At 49.6% G+C, this 23073-nt stretch carries 17 protein-coding genes; 14 read left to right on the forward strand and 3 right to left on the reverse strand.

Going from position 1 to position 23073, the window contains the following annotated elements:
- Positions 1-212: 212 nt before the first annotated feature.
- The 3 genes from ACYVC2_RS12505 (at position 213) to ACYVC2_RS12515 (ending at position 3437) form a co-directional block, all read left to right on the forward strand.
- Positions 213-500, forward strand: coding sequence for a hypothetical protein (locus ACYVC2_RS12505; protein ID WP_461102765.1), 288 nt, complete (start codon positions 213-215; stop codon positions 498-500).
- A gap of 500 nt (positions 501-1000) precedes the next feature.
- Positions 1001-1687, forward strand: a complete 687-nt coding sequence (locus ACYVC2_RS12510; protein ID WP_461102766.1) for an ATP-binding cassette domain-containing protein — start codon at positions 1001-1003, stop codon at positions 1685-1687.
- A 325-nt stretch (positions 1688-2012) separates the two neighbouring features.
- Positions 2013-3437 carry a carboxylesterase family protein gene (locus ACYVC2_RS12515; protein ID WP_461102767.1) on the forward strand — a complete coding sequence of 475 codons (1425 nt, stop codon included), beginning with the start codon at positions 2013-2015 and terminating at the stop codon, positions 3435-3437.
- 499 nt (positions 3438-3936) lie between these two features.
- On the opposite strand, the gene ACYVC2_RS12520 is transcribed toward ACYVC2_RS12515, so the two are convergent.
- From ACYVC2_RS12520 to ACYVC2_RS12530, 3 genes are all read right to left on the reverse strand, one after another.
- Positions 3937-4395 carry a molybdopterin oxidoreductase gene (locus ACYVC2_RS12520; protein ID WP_461102768.1) on the reverse strand — a complete coding sequence of 153 codons (459 nt, stop codon included), beginning with the start codon at positions 4393-4395 and terminating at the stop codon, positions 3937-3939.
- Between the two features lies 1 nt (position 4396).
- Complete coding sequence (locus tag ACYVC2_RS12525) at positions 4397-6760, reverse strand: molybdopterin oxidoreductase family protein (protein WP_461102769.1); 2364 nt, start codon at positions 6758-6760, stop codon at positions 4397-4399.
- A 303-nt stretch (positions 6761-7063) separates the two neighbouring features.
- Entirely contained in the window at positions 7064-7651 is a 588-nt protein-coding gene (locus ACYVC2_RS12530) for a DUF4082 domain-containing protein (RefSeq protein WP_461102770.1), read from the reverse strand.
- 490 nt (positions 7652-8141) lie between these two features.
- Here ACYVC2_RS12530 and ACYVC2_RS12535 point away from each other — a divergent pair, with 490 nt between their 5' ends.
- The 11 genes from ACYVC2_RS12535 (at position 8142) to ACYVC2_RS12585 (ending at position 22998) form a co-directional block, all read left to right on the forward strand.
- The gene (locus ACYVC2_RS12535; RefSeq protein ID WP_461102771.1) at positions 8142-8321 is read left to right on the forward strand and encodes a hypothetical protein; all 180 of its coding nucleotides are present in this window, start codon (positions 8142-8144) and stop codon (positions 8319-8321) included.
- A gap of 598 nt (positions 8322-8919) precedes the next feature.
- A complete protein-coding gene (locus tag ACYVC2_RS12540; RefSeq protein WP_461102772.1) occupies positions 8920-10146 on the forward strand; it encodes a c-type cytochrome in 1227 nt (408 codons plus the stop codon).
- 304 nt (positions 10147-10450) lie between these two features.
- Entirely contained in the window at positions 10451-11155 is a 705-nt protein-coding gene (locus ACYVC2_RS12545) for an RNA polymerase sigma-70 factor (protein ID WP_461102773.1), read from the forward strand.
- A 71-nt stretch (positions 11156-11226) separates the two neighbouring features.
- Entirely contained in the window at positions 11227-12237 is a 1011-nt protein-coding gene (locus ACYVC2_RS12550; RefSeq protein WP_461102774.1) for a FecR family protein, read from the forward strand.
- A gap of 20 nt (positions 12238-12257) precedes the next feature.
- Positions 12258-15770 (forward strand): SusC/RagA family TonB-linked outer membrane protein, encoded by a 3513-nt coding sequence (locus ACYVC2_RS12555; protein ID WP_461102775.1) that lies wholly within the window; start codon positions 12258-12260, stop codon positions 15768-15770.
- 12 nt (positions 15771-15782) lie between these two features.
- Positions 15783-17225: a RagB/SusD family nutrient uptake outer membrane protein gene (locus tag ACYVC2_RS12560; RefSeq protein WP_461102776.1), complete on the forward strand. Its 1443-nt coding sequence runs from the start codon at positions 15783-15785 to the stop codon at positions 17223-17225.
- A gap of 84 nt (positions 17226-17309) precedes the next feature.
- Complete coding sequence (locus ACYVC2_RS12565; RefSeq protein ID WP_461102777.1) at positions 17310-18509, forward strand: YncE family protein; 1200 nt, start codon at positions 17310-17312, stop codon at positions 18507-18509.
- Positions 18510-18596: 87 nt separating this feature from the next.
- Positions 18597-19220 carry a NanQ anomerase/TabA/YiaL family protein gene (locus ACYVC2_RS12570; RefSeq protein WP_461102778.1) on the forward strand — a complete coding sequence of 208 codons (624 nt, stop codon included), beginning with the start codon at positions 18597-18599 and terminating at the stop codon, positions 19218-19220.
- Positions 19221-19276: 56 nt separating this feature from the next.
- Complete coding sequence (locus tag ACYVC2_RS12575) at positions 19277-20242, forward strand: D-2-hydroxyacid dehydrogenase (RefSeq protein ID WP_461102779.1); 966 nt, start codon at positions 19277-19279, stop codon at positions 20240-20242.
- A gap of 165 nt (positions 20243-20407) precedes the next feature.
- Positions 20408-21535, forward strand: a complete 1128-nt coding sequence (locus tag ACYVC2_RS12580; RefSeq protein ID WP_461102780.1) for a zinc-dependent alcohol dehydrogenase family protein — start codon at positions 20408-20410, stop codon at positions 21533-21535.
- Between the two features lie 2 nt (positions 21536-21537).
- On the forward strand, positions 21538-22998 hold the full coding sequence (locus tag ACYVC2_RS12585; RefSeq protein ID WP_461102781.1) for an NAD-dependent succinate-semialdehyde dehydrogenase: 1461 nt from the start codon (positions 21538-21540) through the stop codon (positions 22996-22998).
- Positions 22999-23073: the final 75 nt, after the last annotated feature.

Genomic DNA, 23073 nt, shown 5'->3' on the forward strand with positions numbered 1-23073 from the left:
TATCCCGAAAATAGATTCTATTAAGAACAGCAGAAGCTTGAATTATTTCTAAAAGCAGGAATAATTCACTAACACAAAATTAGTTATATAACAGTTCTCGAAATAATTCTAACCTACTGTTCTACAGCTAATTGCACTTTATTAATAGTATGATACGTGGTCGAGCCTCTATATTAACTGATGTTATTCAAATTAAAAGTGATTTGAACAGAATGAAAACTGAACTTGACTATTACCCGTGGGATAGCAATGAGCCGCTTGTAACAGTCTCAAAAGAGGATCTTACCCAAGTTCTTAGTAGGGCAATCAGTGGTGAAGTATCGTTTATCCAATTAGAAGATTGGGCTAATATCTTAGAAGCTCGGGATGATATAGAATTTGAAGATAGCCAAATGGAGAATTTGATTTTCGAACTGGCCAACCCTTACTTAAATGGTGAAATAAACAAAACCAGGCTGGAGGAAATAGTTGATGAATTACGTTTCTCTAAACTCAAATAAATACAATTAATCAGACAAGGTACACGACTTAACTATTGGTATTTAATTTAGGTCTGTTCTAAAACTCAGATTATGTTAATGAATTTCTTTAAGAGTATATCCCGATATAGTTAAATCGAGTGAATAGGAATAATACAGTTTTGACCTACTGCTTTCAGCGTTAAAGCTTCTTAATTTTTTCCTACCTGTGGTCAAAGGGTCTATATTTCCCAAATGCTACCACTTCGTGTCCTCTTGATCTTGTACAGACAGATGTGCCCGTTGACGTTAGCTACATCTCTAATGATGTGGTTAATAGCGGGATACCCTACTCTTGGGTCGGACAAATTCATGTCTTTTATTACGAAATTTTTTTGGCTGCGTACCCTGACTCAGCTCCTGATCTGGTACCTTTTTCGACTAACTAACCGGAAAGGGTTTATCTTCTATCATCACTTTGGACTATCTGAGATCCAATTAGCTGGTGGCGTGTATATTATTGACCTCCTGATATTTAGTCTATGCATTTGTCTAGCAAGCCTCATTCTTCCGTAACCAGACTGGAGGCCGATAGCATCTGGTTAGAATATGGAAACCATAAAATTTTACAGAACGTCTATTTGCGAGTCGATAAAGGCCAGATCGTCGGCTTGTTGGGCCGAAATGGCAGCGGGAAATCATCTTTGTTAGAGATCATTTATGGCAGCAGGTCTTCTCAAAACAGTTCCGTTCGCATCGATGGCATTTATGTCAGCAAGTTATACCAGCATCGAGGAGTACTGGCTTATCTACCCCAGAAACACTTTGTCCCTAGTCATTTGACAGTCCGACAAGCTTTAGATCTTTATCAATCCGATTTACCAGAGGCTAGCGTCTATCTCCCTGAGTTAAACGAGTTAGGCTCCTACTGTTTTAAGCATCTGTCCGGTGGCCAGCAACGCTTGGTAGAAACCGTTATGGTACTTACCAGTCCAGCGCCATTCGTTATCCTGGACGAGCCGTTTTCAAACGTAATGCCTGTACACATTGAAACGCTAAAGACTTGGCTAGTATCTCTGAAAAGTAGAAAGGGGATTCTGATTACAGATCACTATTATCAGGATGTGCTGACGATTAGCGACAAAATCTATTTCTTAAACATGGGTGGTCGTACTATTCAGCTTGAGCATCCAGTCCAGCAGCTAAAAGACTTCGGATATATAAGCTAGTTTCGCTGTTCTATAAGTGGCATTATGTTTACCTGTATTGGCGAAACTAGGTTTCTGTATTGTTAAAACCAATTTCGCCACTACAAACTACCTTTATGTGTCCTCGCTATTTTGAGCTGATTAGCTTTGTAAGCTAGTCGCGTTGGGCAACCCCTAGACCGAGTGTCTTCGTCAGACTGGGACCGCAAAGGTTAGGCTTGATGTGCAATCCTAAATGCTCCGCAAATTGCTCCCACCTGAGCCGAAGCCCCTAGGGCAGCCTGAGCCATGCCCATCCCTAGTAAAGCTTTTAGCATAAAGCCTTTACAGTTCAACACGTAGCTTTATGACTAAACAGTTTCACCAAACTAGTTGCGCCAGCTTAGGGCTATCCCTGGCGGCTGGCTTATTTCAAAGTTGGGTCCATTTTCAACGGGGCGTTGATCTATATATGCTAGCCTCCTTTCGAAGTTGGTTTCTAGTTTTTGACTTCATTGCTTTCCTAACGGCTAGTTTGCTACTAACCTACTATTATCGCAAAAACTATAGGGCGACATTCTGGGCTGGATTGGTAGCCACCCTACTTTCATTTGTAATCCTACTCTATCTAATCCTGGCCTCACGCTACCCATTGCTGGGTCAATATGTTAGAGTGGCTGTATTGCTGGGCGTTTTAGCCTACCTGGTTTATGGCACTACACTGGCTGCTTCTCACTCCGGGAGCAGACCCTGGCTAAAAGGGGCAGGTATGGCGATGGCATTACTTTATGGAGCTCAGTTGGCAGTCCTGGTGTGGTTTATCGATATCCCCCCTTATCCACCAACCGCCAAGCTTGATGTAATCCAGCAATGGCTCTCCTTAGCTGACCGGATCGTTCCAGTTCTACTCCTGTTTAATTTTGTTGATGAGTTAACCAACACCCCTGACGGTAAGGAGCCCGTTGACCTACCGGCCGGCTTGCTACTTGCCAAAGGAATGGTTGTGATTCTTGCCATCTCGGCAACGGTACTCGCTATTCAGCTACTTGGAGATAATTACAACCATACGCATATATCTGCCCGCGAAATGGCCTTGGCACAGCCTTTTGAGGAAGGAAGCTATGTCAGCCGCCAAGGTGATACGTTGCTATACCGACTCTTAAAGCCCCTGCATTACGATGCCAGGAAACGATATCCTCTGGTGGTTGGTCTCCCTTTCACCTGCCGCTTAGACAATATCCGTCAGATCGATGCCTGCCCCATAGCCAAATGGTTAGCGACGGATGAAAACAGGCGTAAGTATCCTTGTTTCGTGTTTGTGCCTCGCTGTCCACCCTACTCTGGCTGGGGTGGTGTAGCCAATACGCCTTCGGAAGCTCCCCTAGCCATTGAGGCCCTTGTTTCTCTGGATAAGGCGTTTTCGATTGACACCCAAAGGCGTTACGTGTCGGGCGTATCGCGGGGCGGGTATGGCTCCTGGCATCTAATTGGCACCCACCCGGAGTTATTTGCAGCCGCCATACCCGTGTGCGGAGAAGGCGATCCTAGCCAAGCCCCTGGTATGGCAGGAATCTCGGTCTGGGCCTTTCATGGGGCTAAAGACCTGAATGTACCGGTGAGTGGTTCTCGGGAGATGGTTACTGCGCTCAAAAAAGCGGGAGGTACTCCCCGCTACACGGAGTATGCCCATCTGGCTCACAGTGTTTGGGAGGAAGTCATCAAGACCCCGGGCTTACTGGACTGGTTATTTTCTCAAAAACAAACGGACCCTTCTAAAGCCATTAAAAGTTAAGTCTTCTCATAAAAGGCTCATTAGATACTTCAACCTGACTCGTGTATTCTATAGCGCTTCCATCCTTAGGCTTAAGGCTAGTGATTGAACCTTGCTCGCGCCAGCCTAACCCGCTGGTTCTTTTTAACCAGCATAGGTTGCTTGAGCCATACCGACAGAGGTCCTAGCTCGGTGCACCCGATCGACTTCGCCAATGCAAGCGGTAGGGCACTTGGGTAAAGTAATACGGGCAAGTCAGGCCCGAAGTCCTGAGCTGCTGCCAGGCAGGCCCTCCAGATGAAAACAGGGTCAGGGGCTTGACAAAAAACGTTGGACAATCCAATCACGCCCCCACTTTTATTGATAATGCCACCCCCATCAAGTCCTGATTGTCATATTTTACGCGCCCCATGAGTCTTCTAGCTGTCAACCCAAAGCCTAGAGCCTACCCAGCCCCGCCTGAACAGAGCTGATTCGTTTAGTTAGCAAGTGAACACGACCATTCCGTACGGGATAACCTTTAACCGGCCGCAATCAATACCTGGGGGGCCGCTGATTTTAGCCGGGTTACTAGCCAGGCGAGTTGACGGCTTGCTTTTTCTTCCAGCTCATCACATACACCAATCAGGGCTGTGTCGCGCAGGGCCGATGCTGCCTGACGCAATAAAACGGCCGAGATTTCCGCTTCGTTGGCCATCAGCCAGAGGTCATGCAGGTCCCGTAGCAACGCCAGCGAACCGGTACGGTGTTGACCAAAAAACGCACTTAATAACCGATCGGGTTCGTTATCCTTTTCGGCCCGATACTGCTGGGTAAAGGGGTGGATTCGTTCCGCCAGGGAGTTGGACCAGCAGGCCAGGAGCTGACACATTTCCTTAATATCTGGTTCATCGCCGTGTTTTTTGGCGACCAGCTCAAAGGCCTTGGCCAAATCCTGTTGGCCCCGATAGACTAACTCAAGGTAGGTTCCAATGTGCATGTTACACCTCCATCGATTGAGGTTGATCGTTCAGGATACCCATGGCTTTGCCCAGCTTGTGCAGGACACCTTCTGTGGCTTTTTCAACCTTGACGGCCGCATACTTAAAATGCGGCTGCTTACTGACGGCATCCCATTCGCTTAAAGTTAGTTCATTAGCCGCCCGGTTCCGCTGGGGATTGTCCCAGTACCCATAGTGAAAGGGCACAAACACCACCCCTGGTTTAATGCCTCCTAGCCGGGCCGGAGCGGTGATCTGGCCACGGCGGGATGAGACCCTAACCAGATCCCCTTCGGCTAGGCCATAGGCCGCTGCGTCTTGCCGGGAAAGCTGCACATACGCATCGGGGGCGGCCTCCGCCAGCGCTTTGGCGCGACCGGTTTTGGTTCGGGTATGAAAATGGTACACTAATCGACCGGTGGTCAGCCACAGCGGATAGTCCTCATCCGGCACTTCATGGGCCGCTACGTATTCGGCGGGTTTAAGGAAGGCTTTGCCTTTCGGATCAATGCTTTTGTACTCTTTTTGGGTATAAGCAGCCCCCGTGATCAGATCATAGCCATAGCTTTCGCAGTTGTCAATATGGGTGTTGAACACCCCATCCGTGTACAAATGCACGGCTCCCTGGGGATGCTCTTCATTGCAGGGCCATTGAATACCCGATCCTTCGCTCAGCTTGGCATAACTGATTCCTGTATAATCGCAGGGTCTTCCCTGGCTGCAGGCTTTCCAGGCCTCAAACGCTTCTTCGGGCGTTGACCATTTGATGAGCGGTGCACCGTCTTTATCGCGAAAGTTCATGCGCCGGGCATAGTCGATAAAAATGTCGAAGTCCGCTTTAGCCTGGCCCGGTGGATCCACCGCTTGGTGGGATATGTGTACGGTACGATCCACATTGGTAAAGGTACCCGTTTTTTCCCCCCACAAGGCAGCCGGTAAAATCACATCGGCATAGACGGCGGTTTCAGTCATAAAGGCATCCTGAACAATGACAAATAAATCGTCCTTGGCCAGAATGTTGCGGACTCGATCCAGATCCGGAAGGGAGACCGCCGGGTTGGTAGCACTGATCCATAACAGTTTGATGGATCCCTGCTCGGCATACCGCCAGATTTCCATGGCGTGCGTAGGGGGCGCCCAGTGGGGTATCCGGATGGGCTCGACGTTCCAAAGGGTGGCCAGTTGATTGATGTGCTCGGGGTTCCCCCAATTGCGAAAACCCGGCAGGTCTCCATCCGCCCCGCATTCGCGGGTATTCTGAGAGGTGGGCTGCCCATTCATCTGCAGAATACCGCTGCCTGGTTTTCCAAGCAGGCCCCGAATCAAGTGAAGATTATTAATCTGAACGGCGGCAGCGGTAGCCTGCATGGATTGATAAACGCCCTGCAGAACGGTCGACACCAAAGACGGGGTAGTCCCTAAGATGGCAGCCGCTGCCCGCAGCTTTTGGGCCGAGACCCCCGCCACGCTTTCTACTCGCTCCGGCGTCCACTCGGCTACTGTTTTTTTGAGCTCCTCAAAGCCAACCGTGTGGGCCTGGATGTAGAGCATATCCAGCTGGCCCGCTTCAATCAGTAAGTGCAGCAAGCCGTTTAAGACCGGAATATTGGTGCCCGGAAGCGGATCCAGATGCACGGTTGCTTTTTGAGCCGTGTCGGTAGTTCGAGGGTCGAGGACCACCAGCTTGGGTGGGTTAGGGCCCTCCAGCCGATCTAGAATGCGCATCCACAGCACGGTTTGCTGAGAGGCCATGTTGTGACCCACTAAAAAAATAGCTTCCGTCGTATCCAGATCTTTATAGGCACCGGGCTGACCATCGGTGCCAAACGATATTTTGAGTGCCGCTGCTGCCGTAGCGGTACATAGCCGAGTGTTGCCATCCATGTGGGGCGTACCCAGACCGGCTTTGCCAATTACCCCTAACGTGTAATAATCTTCAATAAACAGTTGGCCTGAGGTATAAAACCCAATGCCCAGACTGGTGTGGGTTTCCAGTATTTTTTGGGACTGTTGGACAATCAGGTCCATGGCTTCATCCCAGCTTGCCTCCTGAAGGCTTCCTTGCTTACGAATCATGGGTTTTGTCAATCGATCCGTACTGTTGTTGGCTTCCCAGCCGTGTAGCCCTTTGGGGCCCAGCCGGCCGTAATTGGCTATATCTACCCCCCGCCCGCGTACCCCAACGATTCGTCCCTCCTTGACGCCAATGTCTACCCCACAACCCGTTGAGCACAGCACACAGGCGGACTGTACCCACTGATCGGGCTGTTCGGTAGTGCGTTGGTCGATTCGGACAGGATAGTCTCCCTGGTAGGGGGTGCGTTGCCCCCAGATGTCGTTGATGCTGTCGCGGGATTGGTTCATAAGTCTGAAATGGTTTCTGGAAACGAAATATGTCAGGAACCAGTCCGCTAAAGCGCTTGGTCGGTTCCTCAACGAATACCTATAAAAGTGCAGAAACCTGTTTCATGCAGGTTTGTTTTGGTTTAACAGCCGAAGTGAGGCTAGTCGCCAAGGCAGCCTTAGCGAACAGGAATGGCCGCTGTACAAGGCGAAATTGGGAATGAGCGAGGGATTTTTTCGGTATATACTATGTACTACTAGTCAGGAGTTACTTTTCTCAGCAAACGCTGTTTTTATAGGCAAAACTTTCCAGCAAGCAGTGGCTCAGTCGGGGATAAACGTGAACTCGGGAAAGCCATTAAGTAAGCTGAACTGGTTCAAAGAGGAGGTTGGAAAGGCAACCATACTGCCACCGCCGGAGCGGCTGGCATGCATCGTGATGTTGCCTTGAGTGGCTGGCAGAATATTACCCCCGCTGGCTTTAAAAGCTTGGGTGAACGATCCCTGGCTGCGCTGGCCCGATTTGTTATTGATGCTGATTAAGTATTTCTTGTTGATCGTCAGCGGCACTACGTCCGTGTTGGTGAGCGATAGTTTGTTAGGGATCTGTTGCTCCACCGTTTTTTGTAGCAATACTTGTCCACTATCGAAGTCCCAGACCGTAATAACATAAAAACCAGCGTCTGGCAGGTTACTACCCACCTGAGTGAGTTTACCGGCGACGGAACTGCTAAAAACCACACCCGACTCTCGAAAGCTATTTTCCCGAATTTCCACTAATTTCAACGTCTGCAACTGCTCGCTGAGGAGGGTAGTTATCGGGTTTTCGGCTGGTTTAGGAGCTTCTTTCTTACTACAACTGATTAGGCTTGCCGTAAGCAGCAATAGTCCACACACCCCTAGATTTTTCATAGTAACAGAAGTTTGTAGTTTGGCATTTGGCATCCACTCACCGCAGCCTGTCAGAATGGGCGTCGCGCGGTTTAAAAATCAAACTTAAAAAATCACTTGTGTTCAGCCTGATTTAACTGAGTGAAAGGTAGAATTATTAAGCCACCGGCTCTCAATTCATACAAAACTCGGTAGTTGGATAAGTGCCAATAGGTTAGCTGAAGTACAAAACGTCAGGCTAATTTTTTGTGATTGAGCGTCTCTTCAAACCTTCCTACCTGAGACGAAGAGAAATTTGGATATCTGTAAATCGGGCCTTATTCAAAACTCGGCTCCTCTGATTGCTTAGCAAAAGTCAACTTACTGGCTTCGCTTTCTGGCTTACAGAATACAAGACATTGCTTGTTTATGTCTTACAGAATGTAGTACGTAACAGGATCGAGATTATACAACAGAAGAATTTCTCTTTTACAGCTTTACTTTCTAATCTCGTCACACCATGAAATACTCTATGCGTACCCTTCTCGTTCTGGTTGGCTTGGCCAGCTCGACTACTTTATGGGCTCAGGTTAGGATCACCACCGCGATCAGTGGTGATGCGGCTACGGGCAACCAACTTATCCAGACCAAACGATCACAAATGAACCAACATCAGCTACATCCTAAAGTTAGTTGGTATCTGAACTATTGACGTAACAAATCGAATAGGGAAATACGAATTAACAGGGTTTCTTTCCACTTCGTTTCGGCTCGAAGTATGACCAGCTACGCTAATCTATGCAAATACTTGGAGTGCGTACGGCGGTCAATTTCTGGGCGGTCAACCACATATTTGATTTCACTGAGGGGAGCTCGAATAAGACACTAAATAACTCGTGGTTATATACCATTAAAAACTTGGTTTCGAATCTGCTCAACCGTTTGGTCAACTAGCAGTTGTGTATGGGTAATTTGATCAATCGTCTGCCGGGCTGTTACCTCAACCGCTTGCCAGATGAAGGCAATCCAGTCCAGCCGGTTTTGCCCCGTTTATAAAAGCCGATAATAATTGGTTTGATCCTCAATAGTGTAGCTACTTGAAAAATGAGTATTTATCAACCATTTACGAGTAGAGACTACGTGTTTTTCGAGCCTATTCCGTCTTTCCTATAAATGATTCTCACCATCGGAGCGACAACTAAATCAACCCCCGGTTGAAGTCAACTTATCAAGTCATGGAAAAACGGCTGTGTATACTCTTATTCATTTGCGTTGAATTATCCGTATATGGACGATTGTGCATACAATCGATGCCTTTACAACTCAAAACAAGCTATTCCTCCTTTATCGTCAACCATGAACAAAATCGTATGTCAGTTGCTCGTCGACCAACCAAAAGGTTTGACCAGCCTAAACTTCATCAATGGGCCGTTATAAACGCTGGACACGCAAAGGAGTATACAAAATCAGTAGTCAGAGCTGGAAACGAACCGCCTACTATTGATATTGATATCCGCGAGGGGAATACCATGTTCTTTTTCCCGAATAAACCGATTCAGTATGCCGTTCGGGTCGTAGACCCAGAGGACGGTAGCCTGGTGGATGGACGAATTAGTCCAGACCGGGTAACGGTTAGGATTGAGTATATGTCAACACGTTTTGACAGTCTCACCGCCTTGGCAAAGCCCCGCGACATCGGCGAGACGCCTACGCAGGCCCTAGCCCAACGACTCATTGTTGAGAATGATTGCCGTGCCTGCCACAGCATCAATAAGCCAGGGGTTGGACCTGCCTACGAACGAATTGCTCAGAAATATAAAGGCGACTCCAGTGCCGTTGACCGACTCGCCCGGAAGATCATTTCCGGCGGAAAAGGGGTATGGGGTGACGCGACGATGAGCCCTCACCCGCAACTGTCACCGGATAATGCCTCAACCCTTGTCACCTATATTCTGAGCTTATCAGAAGCGCGTAGTCCAGCAACCGCTTTGCCTGTATATGGTAGTTACACGCCTACCATTCCTGAAACAGATAACAACAGGGGGTATTTCAGGATTTTGGCATCCTACACAGATAGAGGAACTCAATCGGAGGGGCCGATTCGAGCCGAGAAAGTTCGCTTTCTGCGCAGTCCGGTGCTTTTACCCCAGGAGGCCGATCGGGTACAACAGGCTGATGCGAGTTTCCCTCAACATCAATACGTCAATGGTACCAACGCTTATTGGCGGTACGCTCAACTGGATATGACTGATATCAGCCAGTTGACCATTGAGGTTACTGCACTTGATAAACAAACTATACAGACAGGAATCGTTGAAGTGCGATCAGGCTCAATTACAGGTAAGCTAATCGGCAGGACGGCGTTTGATACGGCCCGCCTGTTTCCTGCTGCGGATACGTCCAGCCACCAAAAAGGAAATATTCTGGTTGATTTATCGCCAACTCTGGGGATCAGCGATATAGTCTTTGTGTTAATTAGTCCCCAGGCTTCTACGCCAAAACCACAAATACGAATCGATGCGTTTGTTCTTAACTAAGTACTGCCGGACTTAGCCAGCCGGTAGTCTTATCCGCTTTTTTTTATCCCTTAGAACGCTATTCACCCCTGTCTGGAAAAATGCAACTGAGATGTCCAGACAGGGGTGAATAGCGTTCTAAGGGCTATTTTTTAGTACTAAACAAGGTTTTTTTAGTCGCTCGTACGGTAAAAGACAATTTTTCAAAAAAAAATTGAAATATGACTACGTATTTTTTGTCTCTCAATCGTCTTACTACCAAATCGGGTGGCAAACAGCGTTCGCAACGCCACGTCAGGACAAAATCCAAACTGGAAATCCATTGATGAATTACCGTCTTCCCTTACCAACCGAAATGGGACAAATCCAGCCGTTACATGGTCCCCAAAAGATGGTCGAGCCTACCTGCCGGGAAGAAAATGCCCCTATCGATAATTCAGCAGATAGGCCCGGTTTGGATACTGAACTGTTTATCCGAAAGAACTTCGAACAGGATGCCGATGCGGGCATTAGCCTATTATTTCGGCTATACTACTCGGTGTTGTGTAGCCATGCTGTCCGGTTTGTTTCATCGAAGGAAGTTGCGGAAGATATCGTGTCGGATATTTTCTACGAGTTCCACAGTCAGCTTCGGTTCCTGACCATCACGAGCTCATACCGAGCGTATTTATTTACGACTGTTCGGAACCGGGCCTTCGATTACCTGCGGGCTGAGATGCGCCAGAGCACTACCCTGGAAAATGCTGAGTTTATTCCGGCTCATGGCGCGCAAAACCCGGATTCCATGACGCAGTACGAAGAACTGTATCATGATGTGGAGAAGGCCATCAATGCCATGCCTCTGAAACGGCAGCAGATTTACATTCTGCATCGGTTTGAAGGGAAGAAATATCAGGAGATTGCCGACGAATTAAACGTATCCCCACGAACGGTTGAAACACACGTATACCAGGCTATCCATCAGCTTCGGAATGCCCTGAAAAATAAATGGCAGTGTCTGGTTTGCCTGCTCGCCTTACTTTGTAGCTAAATTTATTTTTGGCAATGACTACGTGTTTTTAGGCGCCCAACCGTCTTAGAAGTTGACTAACGAATTCACACATGAAACCACGCATATCGAAAGAATCACTTTTCAATTATTTTGCCGGGCAGGCTACTGCTCTGCAAAAACAGCAAATTGATGAGTGGGTAAAAGTCGGGGAAAACCGCGAGTTTTTTTTCGAATGCCTGGTCATCTGGGAAACTCAGAACAGGCAGTTTAGTGTGGATACCAACGCAGCGTTGGACCGCCACCGGCAACGGATGGCTGGCGAAGTCAGCCAGTCGACTGCTGCGCCGGTGCGCTTTGATCCCCAACCGAGCCGTTCGACCCTGCCCACCTGGTTCGGCTGGTTTATAGCGGCTACGGTCAGTGCAGTCCTGCTGTTTACAGCAACACCCGCCAAAGAATACCTCTTGTTTGAGTCTTATCAAACGTCATTTGGCGAAACCCGTAGCCTGATGCTGTCGGATGGAAGCCGGGTGACACTCAATGCAAATTCATCCTTGCGGGTGCCCCGCTTTGGCTTTGGCGAAAAAACGCGAAAAGTTACCCTGACTGGTGAAGCTGACTTCACGGTAAAGCATCTGCCCAACCACCAGAAATTTGTCGTTCAGACCGATAAACAGTTCGAAGTAGTGGTACTGGGAACCGAATTCATGGTCAACACGCGGGAGTCCGGCCAGAAGGTGGTCCTTAACAAAGGAAAGGTTCAACTGCGGTATCAGGAAGGAAAAGCGACCAAACAACTGATAATGAAGCCCGGCAACCTGGTTACGTTCGACCGGCAGGGGAGGGCTAACCTGAAACAGACACCAAAGCCGCAGGATTACACGGCATGGAAGGAAAATCGGTTGGTTTTTGATGGGACAACGCTAGCCGAAGTTAGCCTTCTCTTTAAAGAAGTCTACGGGATTCACCTCCAGTTTGCCGACGAATCATTAACCAAGTGGACAGTTTCCGGCGCGTTTACGGCTACGAACGCCGACGAACTGATCGAAACCATGAGCAGTGCGGCCAACCTTACCTACCAGCGAAAAGGAGATACACTCTTTATATCCCAGGAGCCTTGATTAACTAATTCCTAAATCCTATGAAAAAATCAGTACAGCTTCTACTCCTCATCGGAGTAGTCATGGGACGCCTACAGCCTGGATTTTCCCAGACGTTCGCCCGGGCTCAGCAAATGCAGGCCAGAGAACTAACCCCCAAAACATCCCCCCGCCAACTGAAGGACATGCTCAAGATGCTTCAGGAGCACTATGCCACCGACATCCTGTTCTTCGACCGCAATGTGGAAGGCCTGATGGTTGCGCCCGATGCGATCAACCTGAACGCGAAAATCGAAGAGAATTTAAGCACACTGCTGAAGCCGTTTGGTTTGCGTTACAAAAAGGTCAAGAATGGCGGGTACGTTGTCATGGCCAAAGAAACCGCGGGGAAGAAAGACCCGACTAGTGCCCGATTTCCGGATAATGCCCTGATTAGTCCCGTTACCCTGGATAGTCAGCAAACGCTGTCATCGGTAGTTCTGGACCGCACTATTGAAAAGCCACCGGTTGCCGATATTGCTGTTCAGGGAACCGTTTCCGACGAAAAAGGCGAAGGCTTACCCGGGGTGAGTATTGTCCTGAAAGGAACACAGAAGGGAACCACCAGCGATGTCAACGGGCGTTACCGACTGGATGTGCCGAATGCAGCCTCCACGCTGATCTTTAGTTTTGTCGGCTACACCTCCCAGGAAATTGTAGTGGGGAACCGTACCAGTCTGGATATAACCCTGGCCACCGACAACAAAACCCTGAGCGAGATTGTCGTCATCGGTTACGGGGCCATTGAAAAGAAAGACCTGACTGGGTCGATTGCCTCGGTAGGCAGTAAATCCATTCAGGAGCTGGCGGTGCCCCGGGTCGACCAGGCTCTGATGGGGAAGGTAGCCGGCGTCCAGGTAAAACCTGTTTCGGGCGAACCGGGCGCGGCTCCGCAAATCCGGATACGGGGGGTGGGTAGTATTTCGGCGGGTACCGGGCCGTTGTACGTAGTTGATGGATTCCCGATCTCCAGTATACAGTCTCTGAATCCCAATGATGTGGAAACCATCGACGTGCTGAAAGATGCCTCGGCTACCGCTATTTACGGATCGCGGGGCGCCAACGGGGTCGTCATCATCAATACCAAACGGGGCAAATCGGGCAAGGCCGTCATCAATTTCAACTACCAGCTTGGCTTCCAGACCATTGCCAAACGACCGGTTTATCAAACGGGGCTGGAAGAAGCCCAGCACTATTACGATGGGGTGCGCAACCGAAACCTGGATGAAAACAACGACGTGTCCGGTGATCCGTTGAAGTGGAAATCGCCCGTACCCCAGACCATACTGGACGTAATCTCCGGAAAAAATACGTTCAATGAAGATCCGCTGGATGCGATTCTGCGCACCGCCCCTCAGCAACAGTATCAGCTTAGTGCTACGGGTGGCAGCGAGAACATCCGCTATGCCCTAAGTGGTGAATTCTTCAATCAGGATGGGATCATTCTTAACAGTAATTTCAAACGCTATTCGTTCCGGGCGAATATCGACGCCAAACTGACGCCGAAACTTTCCCTAAAAGTAAACTTTAACCCAACCTATACCGACAAAACAAACGTGGGAGGGGTGGGAGCCGAAGACTTGACCTCCTACAGCGATATTACGAACAACCCGCTATACAATGCCATCGTTATCCCGACCTACCAATCGCTGTTCAACCCCGATGGTAGCTACTATCCGTTCGGAAATGGGCTGGATGCGGTCGTGACCAGCAAAAATCCACTGGCGCTGGCAAAGGAAGTGAACGGGCGACAAAAGGGGGTTGGCTTTCTAGGAAATACCTTTCTTGAATATGCCATCCGGAACGATTTAAAAGTAAATGTGATGCTGGGTATCAACCTGATGAATATCAAGGGGAATTACTTTAAACCCCAGCTACCGGCCTTCTTAAATGAACTGGCAACGGGGTCCGATAATGCATCGCTTCGGTTGAACTGGATTACCGAAACGACGCTGAACTATACCAAAAGTATTGGTAAGCATAACTTCGCCGGACTGCTTGGGTACACAACCCAGCGGGAAACGTTTGAATCCAATACCCTGACCAGTAATAAATACCCGAATAACCTGGTACCGACGCTGAGTGCCGTTAGTAACATCCTAACGGCCGGATCATCCAACGTAGCCGAGTGGTCGCTGTTGTCCTATTTAGGCCGGATCAACTACAATTACAACAGCAAGTATTATGCAACGGCTTCAATCCGGACAGATGGCTCATCCCGCTTTGGCTCAGCCAATAAGTATGGCTTGTTTCCCTCATTAGCCTTAGCCTGGCGCGTTTCGGACGAAAATTTCATGAAGAATATTCGCCAGATAAATGAGCTGAAACTACGGGTTAGTTACGGCAGGACGGGAAATAATAACATTGGCAACTACGATCAGTTGGCAACTATTAACTACGAAAAATACGTACTGGGAAATACCGGTATTGGCGGCTATTCAGCCAGCCGGCTGGGCAATCCGAACCTGACCTGGGAAAAGCAGGAGCAAATCAATGCCGGTTTCGACGTCAGTTTTTTAAATAACCGGTTCGCGCTGACCCTCGATCACTTCCGGTCCAGAAATACCGACCTGCTCCTGAACGTGAATGTCCCGGATATCACAGGATTCAGTACGGCTTTACAGAACATCGGTGAAGTCAAAAATACCGGTTGGGAATTTGCGTTGAACACGGTCAATATCGAAGGAAAATTTCGCTGGCAGACCAGCTTGAATTTCTCCACCTATAAGAATCAGGTGACGAAGTTAGGTCCCTCGGGCGACCCTATTATTTCGCCACAGGGTGGCAATATTACCATGATCGGCCAACCGGTCGGGATGTTTTACGGCTGGCTGACCAACGGCATATTTCAGACGAAAGCGGATCTGGATAAAGGCCCCCTCTGGAATCCCGGTGGCCGGGATGCCTCGCGCGTGGGCGACGTTCGGTTTGTCGATATTAGCGGTCCCAATGGCGTGCCGGATGGCATCATCAACAGTTTCGACCGAACCATTATGGGTTCGCCCTACCCCGATTTCTTCTATGGTATGACCAATAACTTTTCGTATAAAAACTTTACGTTAAGTGTCAGCCTTCAGGGCGTGCAGGGAAACAGTGTGCTGGCTTTATCCCGTGAGCAATCGGCTAATGACCGGGCCCGGTTCCGGCAGTATGCGATCATGAATAATTACTGGAAATCGGAGTCTGATCCGGGCAATGGGTACTCGGTTCGGCCTAACGACGTACCCACGGGGAATTTCAGGGGAACCTACAGCCAGCGCTGGCTGGACAACGGCTCTTATCTCCGGATCAACAATATCGCCTTCGGGTACGCATTACCCGATAATGTAGCGAAGAAGCTTACATTCAGCACTATCCGGCTAACGTTTACGGCGAACAACCCCTTTCTATTTACGAAATACATTGGCTTCAACCCGGATGTTAGCCGTCCTGACAGCCCACTCGCACCCGGTGTGGAGCGGTATGATTACCCGACCGCGAAAAGCGTAATTTTTGGACTTAATCTGGGTTTTTAATCAGTTCATCGCATGAAAAAGATCCTAACCTTACTCGCCGTTTTCTGTCTGCTGCTAACGGCATGTACAAAACAATTTATTGAAATCCAGCCCCTCGATACTGTAACCGTGGATGTGTTGTATAAGACGGACAAAGACTATCAGGATGCCGTCATTGGTGTTTACAGTATATTCCAGGACCAGTACCAGAATATGTATTACTTCGGTGATATCCGGGGCGATGATAACTGGGACGAACTGGTGAAAGGAACGGCGGGAGCCGTCGATAATTTTACGCTGGCCAATGACGATCCGCTGCTGAGAGACACCTGGCGGAATTACTATAAAGCCATCACTCGCGCGAATGCCGTGCTGGAACGCATCCCCACGGCCGATGTCAAAGTAGTTACCAACAAAGACCGGCACACGGGCGAAGCCGAGTTTCTGCGGGCGCTGGCTTATTTTGACCTGGTCCGTATCTTCGGCGATGTACCGGCTATTACCAGAACGTTGAGCATTGATGAAGCCTACAAAACCCCCCGCGAAAAAGTAGATAAAATCTATGATGATATCATTATAAAAGATCTGCTCGATGCCGAAGCCAAACTGCCGGCCAGTTATTCCGGTGCGGATGTCGGTCGGGCTACCAAAGGAGCCGCCAGAGCGCTGCTGGGTAAAGTATACCTGACCCGGAAAGACTTTGTCAAAGCGGAAGCCAAGCTGCAGGAAGTGACAACCATGAGCTATGCGCTGTTACCTAACTGGGCCGATTTATGGGATTACACCAAGAACGAACACCACAGCGAATACATATACGACATTGAATATGAGCAGGGATTAGGCACCGAAGGCAGTGTTTTCACAAACCGCTTTACACCGAAGGTGACATCCATGATCGCGTTCTACAGCATTACAGGTGCCGTCGATGACCAGAATACCCCCCATCAGATGCTGTTTGATCTATTTGAAACCAAGGATAAACGAAAGGACATTACGGCATCAAGGGGCTATACCGATGCTACAGGAAAGTATATTCCCATCCTGATTTCCTCCAACAACATGTCCGCTTATACCCGGAAATACATTACGAAGATCACAGCAGCCAATGATAGTCCAGCTAACTGGAAAGTGATTCGCTATGCCGATGTGCTGCTGATGTACGCCGAAGCCTTGAATGAAAACGGTAAAACGTCGGCTGCGTTACCCTTTTTGAATCAGATTCGCACCAGGGCGGGTATTGACTCGTACGCTACGCTGACGCAGGCCGACATGCGGAATAACATCGCGGTTGAGCGCCGTCGGGAACTGGCGTTTGAGGGCCATCGGTGGTTTGATCTGGTGCGAACCGGACAGGCTTATCCGGTAATGCAGAAATTCGGCATGAAGCCCCACATGACGGTTTTTCCCGTGCCGCTGGCCCAGATTCAGATCGTTAACAATCCAGCCATATTCGCCCAAAATCCAGGTTATAATTAATTGGATCACGGTTGGGCGTCAGCCTCTTGGACGTCGAATCGTAATCAATTTTTCTGATCGATAAATTCTGAACCAAACCTTACTATGAAACGCACAAAAACTGTTTTTTCGCTTTTACTAGGCGGTTTATTCCTGTTGACAGCTACTGCCTGGATGGCGGACTCCGGCGATAAACTGGCTACTGTTGCCCCAAAGCCAGCTCCAAAAGTGCAACGGTTGTTGTACGTCGTAACGCCCGGCATTCGCAATTATTTAGGCTACGGTGGCCACGGAATTCAGGTCTTCGACATAGACAATAACCATAAGTTTGTCAAGTTCATCGAGACGCCCGGTGGTCTGTTAAGAAAAGACATGCCATCCCCCACGGGTGTGGCGAAAAAAGGCGTTCCCTCCAATGTGAAGGGGGTTGATGTGAGCCTGGCCACCAATTGCATTTATATCAGCACCCTGGAAGCCATTCAATGCATCGATCTGGTTACGGAAAAAACGCTCTGGGAAAAAGAATACGAAGGAGGTGTCGACCGGATTTCCATCTCGCCCGACGGCAAAACTATTTATGCACCTTCCCTGGAGAAAGCCCACTGGAATGTCGTCGACGCCAAAACCGGGGATGTAATCACTAAAATTGTCACCAATTCCGGAGCGCACAATACGATTTACGGACCAGACGGCAAAGAAGTGTACATGGCTGGTCTGAAATCGACCATGCTGAACGTAGCCGATACGAAAACGCATACGGTTAGCCGGCAGGTTGGCCCATTCAGCGCCGAAATACGGCCATTTACGATCAACGGGTCGCAGACGCTGGTGTACGTGAATGTCAACGGCCTGCTTGGCTTTGAAGTAGCCGATTTAGTGACGGGTAAATTCCTGCATCGCGTGGTGGTCGAAGGCTGGAACGCGGGTGAGGTAAGACGGCACAGCTGCCCTAGTCACGGTATTGGTCTGACGCCCGATGAAAAAGAACTCTGGGTATGTGACGGGCACAACTTGCGACTACATGTTTTCGACAACACGGTGATGCCGCCGGTCCAGAAAACAACGATAGCGCTCAAAGACATGCCCGGCTGGATCACGTTTAGCCTGGATGGTAAATACGCCTATCCCGCAACGGGTGAAGTGATCGACGTTAAAACGCGGAAGATCGTTTCCAATCTGGAAGATCAGGAGCACAACGATGTGCAAAGCGAGAAAATGGTTGAAATCCATTTCAGCGGGGGTAAACCTGTTGCCGCCGGTGATCAGTTCGGTCTCGGTCAGGTGAAAAAGATGGCCCGGAATTAAGCAGATGGTTTCAGTATCCAGCCTGCTGGTTGAAGTGGGCTGGATATGATAACCCACTACGCGTCAACCTGATGCCCCGAAAGTAGCATGAAGAAGTACTACCCTAATCTATATCTCCTGCTCATTGCCTGCCTGGCCAGTTTTGCCGTACGTGCTCAATCGACCGATGAGTGGACGGGCGAAAAGGCGGAGCAGTGGTATGCTAAGATGAACTGGCTCAATGGACTGAACGCTAAACCCGCCGACCCGATCAACAAGGTGGAATTTGCCAGACGCTACCACGCCAATAAAGCCGGTTGGGAAAAGGCCTTTGCTTTCCTGAAAAACACGGATTTTACCCGATTAAGGCCAGGCAAGTACCCCATCGACGATGATAACGTATATGCTACCATTTCCGAAGGTCCGCCCCGTGAGATTTCCAATTCGAAATGGGAGGCTCATCAGACTTACTCTGACATTCATTTTGTCGTGAAGGGCAAGGAAAAGATCGGGATTATTCCGACTGAGGAAGTAAAATCGAATGTGGCTCAGGTATACAGTGCCGACAAAGACATTGCGTTTTATACCACCGATCAGGGTAACTACTATGTAGCTGAACCGGGTGTTTTCTACATCGTCACGCCAACTGAAGCGCACAATCCGGCGAACAAAGTAGATGGGTACGATGGCGTCAAAAAAGTAGTTGTTAAAGTAAGGGTAACCCCCAAGTAGCCAGCCCTTTACAACTAAAGTTAAGTTCATTCGGGCATTGTTTCCAGTCAGATACCATGCGACTAGTGTTTTTAGATACCAAAACCGTTGGTAATGTTCCCAACCTAAATGTATTAGAGAAATACGGCCAGGTAAGGTATTACCAAACAACCCTGCCGTCGCAGACGCGGGAGCGCATCCAAGATGCGGATATCGTCATCACCAACAAAGTGGTTCTTGATGAGGCCGTTATCAACGAGGCACCGAATTTAAAACTCATCTGCATTGCCGCAACGGGTACGAATAATGTAGATAAGGTAGCGGCAGAAGGCCGGGGTATTCCGGTGAAGAATGCCGCCGATTATTCGACCCAGAGCGTGACGCAGGGAACCTTTGCCATCCTGTTGCATCTGCTAGTGAATATTCCTTATTTCGATCGGTACGTCAAAGAGGGCGAGTACGCGAAAACTGACATATTCACGCACTTTGGTCCCGGATTCTGGGAGCTGACCGGGAAACGGTTCGGGATCGTTGGCCTGGGGGCCATTGGCCGCCAGGTTGCCAAAATGGCCGATGCTTTTGGTTGCGAGGTCGTGTATTATTCCACCTCCGGCCAGAATAATCAGCAACCGTATCAACGCCTGGAATTAGACGAGTTTTTACGGACCTGCGACATCGTGTCTATCCACGCTCCCTTAAATGCGAACACGGCTAACTTTATTAATTATGAGCGACTGACAAAGATGAAGAAGTCGGCCATTCTGATTAACGTAGGTCGGGGTGGTATTGTGTCTGAAGCTGATCTGGCCAAGGCACTGGACGAAAACCTGATCGCCGGAGCGGGCATCGATGTTTTTACTCAGGAGCCCATCAGCCCGGACAATCCACTTTTGCACGTAAAGCAGAAAGAAAAGCTGGTGCTGACACCCCACGTAACCTGGGCGAGCATCGAATCCCGCACGCTGCTCATGGAGAAAGTGGGGCAGACTATTGAACAGTTTTTACAGGAACATGTGCAGCAGGCACCACCAGTTCATTTATAGGTTGGGTAATTCAGGATTCTCCCCTTCCTCCGTAGCTGGGAGGGGTTGAACCTTTCAAAATCATTCCAGCCAGGCTATTTATCACCGAAGAGCAGCGACCACAACTAGTTGTGAGTTTGTAAGAAGAGCGAAAAGCCTTAGTCAGGCAATATTGATACCGAACGCATGAAAATCAGAGCCGCCGTTTTACATGAAATGGGTAAAGAACGCCCATACACCAGCAGTAAACCACTGACCATCGAAACGGTCGATTTACAGCCACCCCAGCCGGGCGAAGTGCTTGTTCGGATTAAGGCAGCCGGGCTTTGCCACTCCGATCTGTCGGTAATTGACGGAAACCGACCCCGTCAGATGCCCATGGTGTTAGGCCATGAAGCGGCTGGTGAGGTGGTCGAACTGGGTTCCGGCGTTCATGATTTAGCGGTGGGTGATCACGTTGTGTTTTCATTCCTGCCCATCTGTGGTCATTGCATGCCCTGCATGACGGGTCGTCCGGCGCTCTGCGCAAATGGTCTGGCATCCAATAACAAAGGAGAACTATTAGAAGGAGGTCTTCGCCTGCAGGATAGTCAGGCGCGCCCTGTTCATCATCACATGGGCGTGTCGGGCTTTGCCGAGTACAGTGTCGTATCCCGCAAATCCATCGTAAAAATTGATTCGACCTTACCCTTCGATATTGCAGCCCTGTTTGGCTGCGCCATCATGACGGGTGTCGGGGCTGTGATAAATACGGCGAAACTGTCACTCGGTGAAACGGTGCTGATTACCGGGATGGGCGGGGTTGGTTTTGCCGCGCTGTTAGGCGCTCTGGCTGGGGGAGCCAGTAAAATCATTGTGGCCGATGTCAACAGGGACAAGCTGACAAAAGCCCTTGAATTAGGTGCCGATGCGGTCGTCGATTCCTCGCAGCCCGACGCGGTCGAGCAGGTCAAAGACCTGACCAGCGGGGGTGTAAATATCGGATTTGAATTTGCTGGTGTGGTGGCGGCCCTCGAATTTACCTACCAGGCTACAGCCAGGGGTGGAAAAACCGTTACCGCTGGATTACCGCATCCCAGCAAAATGATGCAGTTATCGCCTACAAAACTGGTGGCGGATGAACGAACTCTGCAAGGATCGTACATCGGAAGCTGCGTGCCGGCGCGGGACATTCCGGCTTATATTTCGCTGTACCAGGCGGGTCGCCTTCCCGTCGATAAGCTGATGACCCACCAGTTAAAGCTGGATGATGTAAATATAGGATTTGAGCGACTGGCCAAAGGCGAAGCGATTCGCCAGATTATCACTTTCTGATCATGACCGCAACGAACACATCGCAGAACTCGCTGATTCGCACCCAGGCCTACGTCAACGGCCAATGGGTGAATGCGGCCAGTGGCGAAACATTCACCGTAATCAACCCGGCTACGGGCGAAACCATTGCGCAGGTGACCGACATGGATCAGTACGATGTTCAAAAAGCCATTGATGTCGCTCATAACGCCTGGCCCGCTTACCGCGACAAGACAGCGAAAGAGCGGGCAGCGCTGCTCAAAAAATGGTTCGCCCTGATTCTGGAGAACAAGGAGGAACTAGCCCGGTTGATGACGATGGAATGCGGGAAAGTGCTGGCCGAGAGCCGGGGCGAGGTGGAGTACGGGGCTGCGTTCATCGAGTGGTTTGCCGAAGAGGCCCGGCGTACCTACGGCGATGTGATTCCGGCCAATACCCGCGACAAGCGGATTGTAGTGATCAAACAATCCATCGGCGTTACAGCCACGATCACCCCCTGGAATTTTCCGCTGGCTATGATTACCCGCAAGGTAGGTCCGGCGCTGGCCGCTGGCTGCCCGGTGATTGTAAAACCACCCACCGAAACACCCCTGACCGCTTTAGCTGTTTCGTACCTAGCCGAGAAAGCAGGGTTTCCACCGGGCGTTTATAACACCATAACGACCTCGAAAAATACGGAAGTTGGCCTGGAACTGTGCGAAAACAGCAAGGTTCGAAAACTCTCGTTTACCGGCTCAACGGCAATCGGCAAGCTGCTGATGAAACAGTGTGCGTCGAACCTGAAAAAGATTTCGCTCGAATTGGGCGGCAACGCCCCGTTCATCGTCTTTGACGATGCCGATATTGATGCCGCTGTTAAAGGCGCTATGGCTTCGAAGTTTCGCAACAGCGGGCAGACCTGCGTCTGTGTCAATCGGCTTTATGTGCATGATAAGGTGTACGACGAATTTACTGATAAACTCGCCAAAGCCGTCAAAGCGCTTCGGGTTGGTAACGGTCTGGACAGCGATTCGCAGATCGGGCCGCTGATCAACGAAAAAGGACTGGAAAAGGTAAAGCGTCACCTGACCGATGCCGTGTTGAAAGGAGCCCATGTGCTGGTGGGTGGCCATGGACTGGAGGGATTGTTTTTTGAACCGACCATTCTAACCGATGCTACCGCCGACATGATTATTGCCCAGGATGAAATATTTGGTCCGGTCGCTCCGATTTTCCGATTTACGGATGAACAGGAGGTGATTGAGCAGGCCAATGCGTCCCCTTATGGGTTGGCTTCTTACTTCTACAGCAAAGACATTAACCGCTGCTGGCGCGTGGCCGAAGCCCTGGAATCCGGTATGGTCGGCATCAATGATGGTATGATCTCGACCGAAGTAGCCCCGTTCGGTGGGGTTAAGGAGTCCGGTGTTGGTCGGGAAGGGTCTAAGTACGGTATGGATTTTTACACTGAAATTAAGTATCTGTGCTTTGGAGGCATCAGTTAATCATTTTCTGACAGGATTAGCAGGATTTGCAGGATGAAAACAGGATTGTAAGTCCTGTCTATCCTATGAATCCTG

The sequence above is a fragment of the Spirosoma koreense genome, assembly GCF_054777875.1.

Bases quoted from the DNA above. Each gene is read 5' to 3' on its own strand.
- ACYVC2_RS12505 (WP_461102765.1), top strand. From the start codon at position 213: ATGAAAACTGAACTTGACTATTACCCGTGGGATAGCAATGAGCCGCTT.
- ACYVC2_RS12510 (WP_461102766.1), top strand. From the start codon at position 1,001: ATGCATTTGTCTAGCAAGCCTCATTCTTCCGTAACCAGACTGGAGGCC.
- ACYVC2_RS12515 (WP_461102767.1), top strand. From the start codon at position 2,013: ATGACTAAACAGTTTCACCAAACTAGTTGCGCCAGCTTAGGGCTATCC.
- ACYVC2_RS12520 (WP_461102768.1), bottom strand. From the start codon at position 4,395: ATGCACATTGGAACCTACCTTGAGTTAGTCTATCGGGGCCAACAGGAT.
- ACYVC2_RS12525 (WP_461102769.1), bottom strand. From the start codon at position 6,760: ATGAACCAATCCCGCGACAGCATCAACGACATCTGGGGGCAACGCACC.
- ACYVC2_RS12530 (WP_461102770.1), bottom strand. From the start codon at position 7,651: ATGAAAAATCTAGGGGTGTGTGGACTATTGCTGCTTACGGCAAGCCTA.
- ACYVC2_RS12535 (WP_461102771.1), top strand. From the start codon at position 8,142: ATGCGTACCCTTCTCGTTCTGGTTGGCTTGGCCAGCTCGACTACTTTA.
- ACYVC2_RS12540 (WP_461102772.1), top strand. From the start codon at position 8,920: ATGCCTTTACAACTCAAAACAAGCTATTCCTCCTTTATCGTCAACCAT.
- ACYVC2_RS12545 (WP_461102773.1), top strand. From the start codon at position 10,451: ATGAATTACCGTCTTCCCTTACCAACCGAAATGGGACAAATCCAGCCG.
- ACYVC2_RS12550 (WP_461102774.1), top strand. From the start codon at position 11,227: ATGAAACCACGCATATCGAAAGAATCACTTTTCAATTATTTTGCCGGG.
- ACYVC2_RS12555 (WP_461102775.1), top strand. From the start codon at position 12,258: ATGAAAAAATCAGTACAGCTTCTACTCCTCATCGGAGTAGTCATGGGA.
- ACYVC2_RS12560 (WP_461102776.1), top strand. From the start codon at position 15,783: ATGAAAAAGATCCTAACCTTACTCGCCGTTTTCTGTCTGCTGCTAACG.
- ACYVC2_RS12565 (WP_461102777.1), top strand. From the start codon at position 17,310: ATGAAACGCACAAAAACTGTTTTTTCGCTTTTACTAGGCGGTTTATTC.
- ACYVC2_RS12570 (WP_461102778.1), top strand. From the start codon at position 18,597: ATGAAGAAGTACTACCCTAATCTATATCTCCTGCTCATTGCCTGCCTG.
- ACYVC2_RS12575 (WP_461102779.1), top strand. From the start codon at position 19,277: ATGCGACTAGTGTTTTTAGATACCAAAACCGTTGGTAATGTTCCCAAC.
- ACYVC2_RS12580 (WP_461102780.1), top strand. From the start codon at position 20,408: ATGAAAATCAGAGCCGCCGTTTTACATGAAATGGGTAAAGAACGCCCA.
- ACYVC2_RS12585 (WP_461102781.1), top strand. From the start codon at position 21,538: ATGACCGCAACGAACACATCGCAGAACTCGCTGATTCGCACCCAGGCC.